Raw genomic sequence first — 13,361 nt, 5'->3', positions numbered from 1 at the left:
ACAGTTCGGCAGCTTCGCACACCGTCCGCACACCCTCCGGGCGGAAACACTGACGACCGGCATCAGCATGGACGGCGAAGGTAAGTAACCTGGCATTCGGCTGTCCAACCACTCCGGTCCTGCCCGGCCTGGGTGGTGGCACACGTAACAAGCGGGCATCGGAGGGGCGGCCGCACCATGGTGGGAGATCTGGGCGTCGATACTCGTACGAGGAGTTCTGTGATCACGGCGCGCGCGGCTGCGACTTTCGACCCCGTCGGGCGGTCCGTCGCGACGGCCCGCTCCTTCGTCCGCGACACCCTCCAGGGCTGGGGGTTCACGGACATCGTCGACGACGCGGTCGTCCTCACCAGCGAGCTGGTCACCAACGCCGTGGTGCACGCGGGCACCGCCGCGGACGTCCTGTGCCTGCGCACCGAGGACGCCGTACGCATCGAGGTCTCCGACCACTATCCGGAACGGGAGATCCCGCTCCAGCAGTCCGCCGTGAACATGGGCAACCCCGACCGCGAGGGCGGCCGCGGCCTCCAGCTGTGCGCGGCGCTCGCCACCCGCTGGGGCGTCGACTACACCCCCACGCAGAAGCAGGTCTGGTTCCAACTCGACCTCCCCGACCGCTCGGTGGGCACCCGCGCGGCGGGCCCCGCCCTCCCCGCCGAGATGCTCCCGCTCACCGACGGCAGAGTCCGCGTCGCCGTCGTCCAGATCGACCGCGTGGGCGCGATCTCGGCCTGGAACGAAGACGCCGAAGAGCTCTTCGGGTACGTCGCCGAACAGGTCACCGGCAAGCCGCTCACCGACTTCGCCGCCTGGCCGCACACCCCGGGCACCAGCACCGGCATCGTGGAGGCCCTCCAACTCTCGCGCTGGGAAGGCAGTTACGGCATCCGCGGCTCCGACGGCCGCGTCACCCCCGTCTACGCCTCGCACCTGCGCGTCCGCGACACCGACGGCGAACCCTCCACGGTCTGCCTGCTCGTCCGCGACGACGAGCGCGCGGTCCTGCAGACCCCGCTGCGCGGCCCCGCCCCCGAGCCGGGCACGCTCACCGAGCCGCACACCGCCGACCCCTTCGAGGTCTTCATCGGCTCCCCGGCGCCGGACGACCTCGACGGCCTCCTCCAGCGCACCGTCGAGCGCGCCCGCGACATGCTCGACGGCGACGCCGCCTTCCTGCTCCTCGCCACGGACGACGAGACGGAACTGGAGGTGCGCGCCTCCACAGGCCTGCCATCCGCCCGCCAGCGCTTCGCCCGCGTCCCCGTGGAGGCGGGCCCCGGCCGCTACGGCTCCGCCCGCATGCCGGCCGTACACGAAGATCTGACAGTCGTCCCCGGCGCCGTCCCGCTCCTCAGCGGCACGGGCATGCGCTCCGTCGTCACGGTCCCGCTGAAGGTCGAGGGGCGCCTCACGGGCTCCCTCGGGGTCGCCGCCGAGTCCCCCGACCGCTACTCGAACGAAGAGGCGCTGCGCCTCCAGTTCGCCGCCGACCGCATCGCGCTTGCCGTCGAGTCCGCGCGCCTCGGCGAGCTCGAACGCCTGCGCCGCGGCTCGCTCTCCTTCCTCGTCGAGGCCTCCGACCTCCTCGCCGGCACCCTGGACCGCGACCAGACCCTGGCGCTCATGGCCCAGATGACGGTCCCGACCCTCGCGACCTGGTGCGCCGTCTACACGATCGCCGACCAGTCGTCCGAGCCCTATCTCTCGTACGTCCTCCATGAGGACGAGGAGCGCATCGACGGCCTGAAGGCGCTCCTCTCCAAGATCGCCCCGCCCGACCCCGTGCCGACCCCGGGCGCCCGCGTCTGGGCCGCCCCCTCGGAAGCGGCCCACCAGGCGGCCCTGCGCACGTCCATGCGCAGCCTCGGCCTCGGCGAGCCCCTCAGCCTGGGCTCGGGCATCGGCACGACCCTCTCCACGGCGTCGGCGGTCGGCGGCGAGACCGTGGTCCTCCCCCTGGTCGCCCGCAACCGCGTCATCGGCATGCTCACGCTCGGTAAGCCCTCCGACGAACACTTCCGCCAAGAGATCCTGGAATTGGCCGAAGATCTCTCCCGCCGAGCGGCCCTGGCCCTGGACAACGCCCGCCTGTACTCGGAGCGCATGGCCATCAGCCAGTCCCTCCAGCGCAGCCTCCTGCCGCCGGGGCTCCCCCAGGTGCCGGGCGTCGAGGTCGAGGTCATCTACCGCGCCGCGGGCGAGGGCAACGAGGTCGGCGGAGACTTCTACGACCTCTTCCCGATCCGCGACGGCGCGTACGGCTTCGCGATCGGCGACGTCTGCGGCACGGGCCCGGAGGCGGCAGCCGTCACGGGCCTGGCCCGGCACGCCCTGCGCCTGCTCGCCCGCGAAGGCTTCGGCGGCCCCGCGGTCCTGGAGCGCCTGAACGCCGCGATCCTCGACGAGGGCGCCCGCAGCCGCTTCCTCACCCTCCTCTACGGGGAGTTGTGGCCGCAGGAGGACGGCTCGGCCGTCCTGAAGATCGTCTGCGCCGGCCACCCGCTCCCGCTCCGCCTGCGCCAGGACGGCACGGTCGAGCCGTACGCGGAGCCGCAGCCGCTGCTCGGCGTCATGGACGACCTGGAGCTCTACGAACAGACGATGACGCTCGACCCGGGCGATGTCCTGCTCTGCGTGACGGACGGCGTCACCGAACGCCGCGAGGGCACCCGCATGCTGGGGGACGACGGCCTGGCGGACGTCCTCACGACGTGCACGGGTCTGACAGCGGGCGCTGTGGCGGCCCGCATCATGCGCGCGGTGGAACGCTTCGCGACGGACGCCCCGTCGGACGACATGGCAATCCTCGCGATGCGGGTACCGGGCCTCCACAAGGACTGATCCACAAGCACGGAAGCGGGTCCCCGCTCCCCCCGACAACGAAAAAGGTCCCCGCCCAACTGGGCGGGGACCTTCTCTAATTGCTCTCTGAGCCCCCAAGCGGAATCGAACCGCTGACCTTCTCCTTACCATGGAGACGCTCTACCGACTGAGCTATAGGGGCCTGCTGCGCTTCGCGGTTTCCCGCTCGGCAACGGAATAGATCATACCTGAATCCAGGGGCCCGCCGAACCGCCCATTCCTCTGGACCGCCGACACAGGTACTGCCACCCTGCGCCTATGCCGACCCGACGTGGTAAGTCCATGCGGTACGCCATTCCCGCGACGCTCATCGCGCTGCTTCTGCCGCTCGGGGCCTGCGGATCCGACGACGAAGGATCCGACAAGCCCGACAACGCGAAGCCCACCAAGAAGAAGCCCGCCCCGAAAACCCCGCGCCCGGGCGACCAGAAGGTCGCCCTCTCCTGCAAGGGACAGAAGCGCGTCTACAGCGTGCACGCCCCACCCGGCTACACCACGGGCAAGCAACTCCCCCTGATCATCGCCATGCACCCCTATCCGGGCACGGGCGACTCGGCGGCCCAGATCACCGACCTCAGCAAGAAGGCCGACAAGGAGAACTTCCTCGTCGCCTACCCCGACGGCCTGAACCAAGGCTTCAACGCACTGGTCTGCTGCGGCACTGAGGACGACGTCGGCTTCCTTCGTACGATGACAAAGAGGCTGGTCGGCACCTGGAAAGCCGACCCGGAACGCATCTACGCGACGGGAATCTCCAACGGCGGAGACATGGCGTACAAACTCGCCGTCGAACTCCCCGACACCTTCGCCGCCATAGCCCCGGTCAGCGGCGGCTACATCGGCCCGGACACGGCCCAGGAGTCGTACGTCCCCAAGACACCCGTCTCGCTCGTGACGTTCATCGGCGGCCTGGACCCGCACTACGCGGACTTCGACGAGGGCATCAAGGCCTGGCAGAAACGCCTCTCCTGCAAGGCGCCGCCGCCCCAGAAGCTCAAGAAAAACATCACGAAGACCTCGGCGAAATGCCGCGACGGCTCCACCACCGTCACCTACCGTCTCCCGGACATGGCCCATCAATGGCCGGGCGGCGCCGGCACAATGGCCGACCCTGAGGCGGGCATCAGCGCGACGGACCTGATGTGGGAGTTCTTCAAGACCCAGGTCCGCGACTAGAAGGCCGGCTGAAGAAGCCCACCCAACGCATTGCACGCGGACACGACACGCTGCAGATCCCGCCGGGACATCGACGCGTCGACGGGCAGCGCCAGCGTCTCGTCCGCGGCCCGCTCCGTCTCCGGAAGCGCCACATCCCGCCGGAACTCCGGCATCCGGTGCACCGGAATCTTCACGGGCACCCGACAGTCAACTCCCTTCGCCCGTACGGCGCGTGCGAACGCGTCACGGTCGGGCCGACCGTTGCCGGGCACGCGCACGACGTACTGCTGATAGCTGTGCGCGGCACCGCCGTCCGGAGTCACCACCCCGCTCAGTCGCCCACTGAGATAGGCGGCATGCGCCCGCCGCTGGGCGAGCTCGTCGTACGGCGCGTCCAACTCGCCCTGCTCGAGCACCAGAAGCCCGTGACGCTGGCCAACATCCCGCATCCGCCCGACATCGGCCTGGTTCCCAAAGCGGTGTACGACGATGACAGCGGCCGTACGTGCGGTCATGGCAGCGGCGACCGCGTCGGCATCGAGGCAGTACGTCGACTGCTCTATGTCGGCGAAGACGGGCATGGCACCGGCGTGCACCACTGCCTCAGCGACCTCGGCGTTCCCGTACGCCGGCACGATGACCTCGTCACCGTGCCCGATGCCTGCGGCTCGCAACATTCCAACTGTCCCCATACCTCGGGATGTTGGTCGCACAACGTGAACGGCAAGTAACGCAAAACAAAAAAGAGCTGGTCCCTGAACCGAAGTTCAGGGACCAGCTCTTCTAATAATAGTTCGGCGGCGTCCTACTCTCCCACAGGGTCCCCCCTGCAGTACCATCGGCGCTGTGAGGCTTAGCTTCCGGGTTCGGAATGTAACCGGGCGTTTCCCTCACGCTATGACCACCGAAACACTATGAAACTGTCAACCGCACCACACCCGGTGGCCCCGGGCATGGGGTTGTTCGTGGTTTCAGAACCAACACAGTGGACGCGAGCAACTGAGGACAAGCCCTCGGCCTATTAGTACCAGTCACCTCCACCCGTTACCGGGCTTCCAGATCTGGCCTATCAACCCAGTCGTCTACTGGGAGCCTTAACCCCTCAAAGGGGGTGGGAATACTCATCTCGAAGCAGGCTTCCCGCTTAGATGCTTTCAGCGGTTATCCTTTCCGAACGTAGCCAACCAGCCATGCCCTTGGCAGGACAACTGGCACACCAGAGGTTCGTCCGTCCCGGTCCTCTCGTACTAGGGACAGCCCTTCTCAATATTCCTACGCGCACAGAGGATAGGGACCGAACTGTCTCACGACGTTCTAAACCCAGCTCGCGTACCGCTTTAATGGGCGAACAGCCCAACCCTTGGGACCGACTCCAGCCCCAGGATGCGACGAGCCGACATCGAGGTGCCAAACCATCCCGTCGATATGGACTCTTGGGGAAGATCAGCCTGTTATCCCCGGGGTACCTTTTATCCGTTGAGCGACGGCGCTTCCACAAGCCACCGCCGGATCACTAGTCCCGACTTTCGTCCCTGCTCGACCCGTCGGTCTCACAGTCAAGCTCCCTTGTGCACTTACACTCAACACCTGATTACCAACCAGGCTGAGGGAACCTTTGGGCGCCTCCGTTACTCTTTGGGAGGCAACCGCCCCAGTTAAACTACCCATCAGACACTGTCCCTGATCCGGATCACGGACCGAGGTTAGACATCCAGCACGACCAGAGTGGTATTTCAACGGCGACTCCACGAACACTGGCGTGCCCGCTTCAAAGTCTCCCACCTATCCTACACAAGCCGAACCGAACACCAATATCAAACTGTAGTAAAGGTCCCGGGGTCTTTCCGTCCTTCTGCGCGAAACGAGCATCTTTACTCGTAGTGCAATTTCACCGGGCCTATGGTTGAGACAGTCGAGAAGTCGTTACGCCATTCGTGCAGGTCGGAACTTACCCGACAAGGAATTTCGCTACCTTAGGATGGTTATAGTTACCACCGCCGTTTACTGGCGCTTAAGTTCTCAGCTTCGCCCGACCGAAGTCGGACTAACCGGTCCCCTTAACGTTCCAGCACCGGGCAGGCGTCAGTCCGTATACATCGCCTTACGGCTTCGCACGGACCTGTGTTTTTAGTAAACAGTCGCTTCTCGCTGGTCTCTGCGGCCACCCCCAGCTCACGGAGTAAATCCGATCACCGGTGATGGCCCCCCTTCTCCCGAAGTTACGGGGGCATTTTGCCGAGTTCCTTAACCATAGTTCACCCGAACGCCTCGGTATTCTCTACCTGACCACCTGAGTCGGTTTAGGGTACGGGCCGCCATGAAACTCGCTAGAGGCTTTTCTCGACAGCATAGGATCATCCACTTCACCACAATCGGCTCGGCATCAGGTCTCACCCTCATGTCATCCGGATTTACCTAGATGACGGGCTACACCCTTACCCCGGGACAACCACCGCCCGGGCTGGACTACCTTCCTGCGTCACCCCATCACTCACCTACTACAAGTCTGGTCCGTCGGCTCCACCACTTCCCTTTGCCCGAAGGCTCCAGGACGGCTTCACGGACTTAGCATCGCCTGATTCAATGTTTGACGCTTCACAGCGGGTACCGGAATATCAACCGGTTATCCATCGACTACGCCTGTCGGCCTCGCCTTAGGTCCCGACTTACCCTGGGCAGATCAGCTTGACCCAGGAACCCTTAGTCAATCGGCGCACACGTTTCTCACGTATGTATCGCTACTCATGCCTGCATTCTCACTCGTGAACCGTCCACCACTAGCTTCCGCTGCAGCTTCACCCGGCACACGACGCTCCCCTACCCATCCCAGCCCCCGTTGGGGGTATCTGCTGGAATGACACGACTTCGGCGGTACGCTTGAGCCCCGCTACATTGTCGGCGCGGAATCACTTGACCAGTGAGCTATTACGCACTCTTTCAAGGGTGGCTGCTTCTAAGCCAACCTCCTGGTTGTCTCTGCGACTCCACATCCTTTCCCACTTAGCGTACGCTTAGGGGCCTTAGTCGATGCTCTGGGCTGTTTCCCTCTCGACCATGGAGCTTATCCCCCACAGTCTCACTGCCGTGCTCTCACTTACCGGCATTCGGAGTTTGGCTAAGGTCAGTAACCCGGTAGGGCCCATCGCCTATCCAGTGCTCTACCTCCGGCAAGAAACACACGACGCTGCACCTAAATGCATTTCGGGGAGAACCAGCTATCACGGAGTTTGATTGGCCTTTCACCCCTAACCACAGGTCATCCCCCAGGTTTTCAACCCTGGTGGGTTCGGTCCTCCACGACCTCTTACAGCCGCTTCAACCTGCCCATGGCTAGATCACTCCGCTTCGGGTCTTGAGCGCGCTACTGAATCGCCCTATTCGGACTCGCTTTCGCTACGGCTTCCCCACACGGGTTAACCTCGCAACGCACCGCAAACTCGCAGGCTCATTCTTCAAAAGGCACGCAGTCACGACGCATTGAGTAAACTCAATGCGCGACGCTCCCACGGCTTGTAGGCACACGGTTTCAGGTACTATTTCACTCCGCTCCCGCGGTACTTTTCACCATTCCCTCACGGTACTATCCGCTATCGGTCACCAGGGAATATTTAGGCTTAACGGGTGGTCCCGCCAGATTCACACGGGATTTCTCGGGCCCCGTGCTACTTGGGTGTCTCTCAAACGAGCCGCTGATGTTTCGACTACGGGGGTCTTACCCTCTACGCCGGACCTTTCGCATGTCCTTCGCCTACATCAACGGTTTCTGACTCGTCTCACAGCCGGCAGACTGTGAAAGAGAGATCCCACAACCCCGCACACGCAACCCCTGCCGGGTATCACACGTATACGGTTTGGCCTCATCCAGTTTCGCTCGCCACTACTCCCGGAATCACGGTTGTTTTCTCTTCCTGCGGGTACTGAGATGTTTCACTTCCCCGCGTTCCCTCCACACTGCCTATGTGTTCAGCAGCGGGTGACAGCCCATGACGACTGCCGGGTTTCCCCATTCGGAAACCCCCGGATCAAAGCCTGGTTGACGACTCCCCGGGGACTATCGTGGCCTCCCACGTCCTTCATCGGTTCCTGGTGCCAAGGCATCCACCGTGCGCCCTTAAAAACTTGGCCACAGATGCTCGCGTCCACTGTGCAGTTCTCAAACAACGACCAACCACCCATCACCCCGAACCAGAAGCTCGAGTGCACTGGGGTCGGCATCGAAGGCAGCCGAAAACCCGGCCGTACCTTCAGATACCCAACAGCGTGCCCGACCCGATCCATCAACATTCACGTTCCACGCCGAAGCAGTACTAGTGAAGCCAACCGACCGTGCCGAGTAGTCAACGTTCCACCCATGAGCTAACCAGCATCGAGACATTCGCTGATGTACTGGCTCTTGGACCACCAAGCAAGCCTGGCAGTCTAGATGCTCCTTAGAAAGGAGGTGATCCAGCCGCACCTTCCGGTACGGCTACCTTGTTACGACTTCGTCCCAATCGCCAGTCCCACCTTCGACAGCTCCCTCCCACAAGGGGTTGGGCCACCGGCTTCGGGTGTTACCGACTTTCGTGACGTGACGGGCGGTGTGTACAAGGCCCGGGAACGTATTCACCGCAGCAATGCTGATCTGCGATTACTAGCAACTCCGACTTCATGGGGTCGAGTTGCAGACCCCAATCCGAACTGAGACAGGCTTTTTGAGATTCGCTCCGCCTCGCGGCTTCGCAGCTCATTGTACCTGCCATTGTAGCACGTGTGCAGCCCAAGACATAAGGGGCATGATGACTTGACGTCGTCCCCACCTTCCTCCGAGTTGACCCCGGCAGTCTCCTGTGAGTCCCCATCACCCCGAAGGGCATGCTGGCAACACAGAACAAGGGTTGCGCTCGTTGCGGGACTTAACCCAACATCTCACGACACGAGCTGACGACAGCCATGCACCACCTGTATACCGACCACAAGGGGGGCACCATCTCTGATGCTTTCCGGTATATGTCAAGCCTTGGTAAGGTTCTTCGCGTTGCGTCGAATTAAGCCACATGCTCCGCTGCTTGTGCGGGCCCCCGTCAATTCCTTTGAGTTTTAGCCTTGCGGCCGTACTCCCCAGGCGGGGAACTTAATGCGTTAGCTGCGGCACCGACGACGTGGAATGTCGCCAACACCTAGTTCCCACCGTTTACGGCGTGGACTACCAGGGTATCTAATCCTGTTCGCTCCCCACGCTTTCGCTCCTCAGCGTCAGTAATGGCCCAGAGATCCGCCTTCGCCACCGGTGTTCCTCCTGATATCTGCGCATTTCACCGCTACACCAGGAATTCCGATCTCCCCTACCACACTCTAGCCTGCCCGTATCGACTGCAGACCCGGGGTTAAGCCCCGGGCTTTCACAACCGACGTGACAAGCCGCCTACGAGCTCTTTACGCCCAATAATTCCGGACAACGCTTGCGCCCTACGTATTACCGCGGCTGCTGGCACGTAGTTAGCCGGCGCTTCTTCTGCAGGTACCGTCACTTTCGCTTCTTCCCTGCTGAAAGAGGTTTACAACCCGAAGGCCGTCATCCCTCACGCGGCGTCGCTGCATCAGGCTTTCGCCCATTGTGCAATATTCCCCACTGCTGCCTCCCGTAGGAGTCTGGGCCGTGTCTCAGTCCCAGTGTGGCCGGTCGCCCTCTCAGGCCGGCTACCCGTCGTCGCCTTGGTGAGCTTCTACCTCACCAACAAGCTGATAGGCCGCGGGCTCATCCTGCACCGCCGGAGCTTTCAATCCCCTCCCATGCGAGAGGGGATGTCATCCGGTATTAGACCCCGTTTCCAGGGCTTGTCCCAGAGTGCAGGGCAGATTGCCCACGTGTTACTCACCCGTTCGCCACTAATCCACCCCGAAGGGCTTCATCGTTCGACTTGCATGTGTTAAGCACGCCGCCAGCGTTCGTCCTGAGCCAGGATCAAACTCTCCGTGAATGTTTACCCGTAATCGGGTGCGCATCCGCGTTGAGCGGAACAAAGGGGAGGAATAATCCCCTCGTTCACAGCGTCCTCGCTGATGTTGCCACCCCAAGGGGTGGACTTTTCAAAGGAACCGCGTCCGACCATGACGGCCGAGACGGGGTTGTCAATCTGGCGTTGACTTTTGGCACGCTGTTGAGTTCTCAAGGAACGGACGCTTCCTTTGTACTCACCCTCTCGGGCTTTCCTCCGGGCGCTTCCCTTCGGTGTTTCTGTTCTTCGTTCTTGCGTTTCCGACTCTATCAGACTCTTTCGTGTCCGATTTCCTCGGCGCCTTTCAGGTTTCCGCTCCGGCCTCTCGGCCTTTCGCGTTTCCCTTTCCGGCGGTTCCGACTTTATCAGAGATTCTGAGTCGGAATTTCCCGCCCCTTCGGTATTGCTTCCAGCGCGTGAGCGCCGGGGGCTTCCCGTTCAGGCGGAGACGTAAACGTACTGGAGCGGGGCGCCCCGATGCAAATCGAGGCGCCCCGCTCCGGAGTTCACGCTGTGTCAGGTCAGACCTCGACCACCACGGGCAAGATCATCGGGCGTCGGCGGTAGTTGTCCGAGACCCACTTGCCCAGCGTGCGGCGGATGAGTTGCTGCAGCTGGTGGGGCTCCACGACGCCGTCCTGGGCCGACTTCTCGAGGACCTCCTGGACCCTCGGAATGACCGCGGTGAACGCCGAGTCGTCGATGCCGGAGCCGCGGGCCTGGACGTGCGGGCCCCCGGTGATCTTGCCGGTGCTGGAGTCCACCACCACGAAGACCGAGATGATGCCCTCGTCCCCGAGAATCCTGCGGTCCTTGAGGGAGGACTCGGTTACGTCGCCGACGGAGAGGCCGTCCACGTAGACGTAACCCGCCTGGACCTTGCCGACGATCTTCGCCTTGCCCTCGACGAGGTCGACGACCACACCGTCCTCGGCGATCACGATGCGGTCGTGCGGGACGCCGGTGAGGGCGCCCAGCTCGGCGTTGGCCCGCAGGTGGCGCCATTCGCCGTGCACCGGCATCAGGTTCTTGGGCTTGCAGATGTTGTAGAAGTACAGCAGCTCGCCGGCCGAGGCGTGGCCGGAGACGTGCACCTTCGCGTTGCCCTTGTGGACGACGTTGGCGCCCCAGCGGGTCAGGCCGTTGATCACGCGGTAGACCGCGTTCTCGTTGCCCGGGATGAGCGACGACGCCAGGATCACCGTGTCGCCCTGGACGATGCGGATCTGGTGGTCGCGGTTGGCCATCCGGGAGAGGGCCGCCATCGGCTCGCCCTGCGAGCCCGTGCAGACGAGCACGACCTCGTTGTCCGGGAGGTCGTCCAGCGTCTTGACGTCCACCACCAGGCCCGGCGGGACCTTCAGGTAGCCGAGGTCCCGGGCGATGCCCATGTTGCGGACCATCGAGCGGCCGACGAAGGCGACCCTGCGGCCGTACTCGTGGGCCGCGTCCAGGATCTGCTGGATGCGGTGCACATGGCTGGCGAAGCTCGCGACGATGATCCGCTTCTGGGCGCCGGCGAAGACACCCCGGATCACGTTCGAGATGTCGCGCTCCGGCGGGACGAAGCCCGGGACCTCGGCGTTCGTCGAGTCGGAGAGGAGAAGGTCGATGCCCTCCTCGCTCAGCCGCGCGAACGCGTGCAGGTCGGTGAGGCGGCCGTCCATCGGCAGCTGGTCCATCTTGAAGTCGCCGGTGGCGACGACCATGCCCGCGGGGGTGCGGACGGCGACGGCCAGGGCGTCAGGGATGGAGTGGTTGACCGCGATGAATTCGCAGTCGAACGGGCCGAGGCGCTCGCGGTCACCCTCGGCGACCTCCAGCGTGTACGGACGGATGCGGTGCTCCTGGAGCTTCGCCTCGATGAGCGCGAGGGTCAGCTTGGAGCCGATCAGCGGGATGTCCGGCTTCTCGCGGAGGAGATACGGGACACCGCCGATGTGGTCCTCGTGGCCGTGCGTGAGCACGATGCCGTCGATGTCGTCGAGGCGGTCCCTGATGGACGTGAAGTCCGGCAGGATCAGGTCGATTCCGGGCTGCTCCTCCTCGGGGAAGAGCACTCCGCAGTCGACGATCAGCAGGCGACCGTTGTACTCGAAGACGGTCATGTTGCGGCCGATCTCACCGAGGCCGCCGAGCGGCGTGACCCGCAGGCCGCCCTTCGGGAGCTTCGGCGGGGCGCCGAGTTCAGGATGCGGATGACTCAAAAGACTCTCCTCACCACGCGCGCCACGTACCTCCAAGGCACGTGGCGCGCATGACGTTCGTGCAGTAGCAGTTGTTTGGTGTGAGTGCAGGAGCTGTGTCCTGCGGTGTTTCGCGTATTCAGTTGTGAAGTCTGTGGTTTAGAGCTGTACCCCGCCGGCGGCGAGATCGATCTTGAGCTGGGCCGTCTCGTCGGGGGACAGCTCGACGAGGGGCAGCCGCAGCGGGCCCGCGGGGCGGCCCTGCAGGGTGAGCGCCGCCTTGGTGGTGATCACGCCCTGCGTACGGAACATGCCCGTGAAGACCGGGAGCAGCTTCTGGTGGATCTCGGTGGCCTTCTGCACGTCACCCGTGGAGTACGCGTCGATCATGGCGCGCAGTTCCGGGGTGACGACGTGGCTGACGACGGAGACGAAACCGCAGGCGCCGACGGAGAGCAGCGGGAGGTTGAGCATGTCGTCGCCGGAGTACCAGGCGAGGCCGGAGCGGGCGATGGCCCAGCTGGCGCGGCCGAGGTCGCCCTTGGCGTCCTTGTTCGCGACGATCCGGGGGTGCTCGGCGAGGCGGACGATCGTCTCGGTGTTGATCGGTACGCCGCTGCGTCCGGGGATGTCGTAGAGCATGACCGGCAGCTCGGTGCTGTCCGCGATCGCGGTGAAGTGCCGGAGCAGGCCCTCCTGCGGGGGCTTGTTGTAGTACGGCGTGACCGTGAGGAGGCCGTCCGCGCCGACCCGCTCGGCGTCACGGGCGAGCTCGATGCTGTGACGCGTGTCGTTCGTGCCGACGCCCGCGACGACGTGGGCGCGGTCTCCGACTGCCTCCACTACGGCTCGTACGAGCTCGGCTTTCTCCGCGTTGCTGGTGGTGGGGGACTCGCCGGTGGTCCCGTTGATGACGAGGCCGTCATTGCCTGCGTCCACCAGGTGGACGGCGAGCCGCTGCGCGCCGTCGAGGTCGAGTGCGCCGTCCGCCGTAAAGGGCGTGACCATGGCGGTGAGGACCCTCCCGAAGGGGGTCTGCGGAGTGGAGGTCGGAGCCATGGGTAACACGCTACTCGCTGCTCAGCGCGTGGTCCCCCCTCGGGGGATGTGTGCGGACCTGACAAGTGAGGAGCCCGGCACTGCCTGCTCGGGGGTTCAAGCAGTGCCGGGTCCGTTT

At 64.1% G+C, this 13,361-nt stretch carries 5 protein-coding genes, 1 tRNA gene and 3 rRNA genes; 2 read left to right on the top strand and 7 right to left on the bottom strand.

The annotated features are described in order from the left end of the window. Positions 1-177 precede the first annotated feature (177 nt). Complete coding sequence (locus OG453_RS27745) at positions 178-2,841, top strand: SpoIIE family protein phosphatase (RefSeq protein ID WP_266871239.1); 2,664 nt, start codon at positions 178-180, stop codon at positions 2,839-2,841. Between the two features lie 90 nt (positions 2,842-2,931). Here the strand turns inward: OG453_RS27745 and OG453_RS27740 are convergent. Beyond that, a tRNA-Thr gene (locus OG453_RS27740) sits at positions 2,932-3,004 on the bottom strand. 116 nt (positions 3,005-3,120) lie between these two features. Between OG453_RS27740 and OG453_RS27735 the strand changes: the two genes are divergently transcribed. Then, positions 3,121-4,038 carry a PHB depolymerase family esterase gene (locus tag OG453_RS27735; RefSeq protein WP_266871238.1) on the top strand — a complete coding sequence of 306 codons (918 nt, stop codon included), beginning with the start codon at positions 3,121-3,123 and terminating at the stop codon, positions 4,036-4,038. On the opposite strand, the gene OG453_RS27730 is transcribed toward OG453_RS27735, so the two are convergent. From OG453_RS27730 to dapA, 6 genes are all read right to left on the bottom strand, one after another. Further along, the gene (locus OG453_RS27730) at positions 4,035-4,697 is read right to left on the bottom strand and encodes a DegT/DnrJ/EryC1/StrS family aminotransferase (protein WP_266871237.1); all 663 of its coding nucleotides are present in this window, start codon (positions 4,695-4,697) and stop codon (positions 4,035-4,037) included. The two genes, OG453_RS27735 and OG453_RS27730, sit on opposite strands and share 4 nt — an antisense overlap. A 115-nt stretch (positions 4,698-4,812) precedes the next feature. Further along, positions 4,813-4,929 (bottom strand): 5S ribosomal RNA (gene rrf, locus OG453_RS27725). Positions 4,930-5,021: 92 nt separating this feature from the next. Further along, positions 5,022-8,145, bottom strand: a 23S ribosomal RNA gene (locus tag OG453_RS27720). A gap of 309 nt (positions 8,146-8,454) precedes the next feature. Then, a 16S ribosomal RNA gene (locus tag OG453_RS27715) occupies positions 8,455-9,980 on the bottom strand. The 16S, 23S and 5S rRNA genes sit together here, the layout of an rRNA operon. A gap of 539 nt (positions 9,981-10,519) precedes the next feature. Next, positions 10,520-12,205, bottom strand: coding sequence for a ribonuclease J (locus OG453_RS27710; protein WP_266871236.1), 1,686 nt, complete (start codon positions 12,203-12,205; stop codon positions 10,520-10,522). Between the two features lie 138 nt (positions 12,206-12,343). After that, positions 12,344-13,243 carry a 4-hydroxy-tetrahydrodipicolinate synthase gene (gene dapA / locus OG453_RS27705; RefSeq protein WP_266871235.1) on the bottom strand — a complete coding sequence of 300 codons (900 nt, stop codon included), beginning with the start codon at positions 13,241-13,243 and terminating at the stop codon, positions 12,344-12,346. Positions 13,244-13,361: the final 118 nt, after the last annotated feature.

Source organism: Streptomyces sp. NBC_01381 (genome assembly GCF_026340305.1).
Taxonomy (GTDB): domain Bacteria; phylum Actinomycetota; class Actinomycetes; order Streptomycetales; family Streptomycetaceae; genus Streptomyces.
The sequence above is the reverse complement of the archived record's forward strand: the minus strand, read 5'-3'. Positions and strand labels throughout refer to the sequence as shown.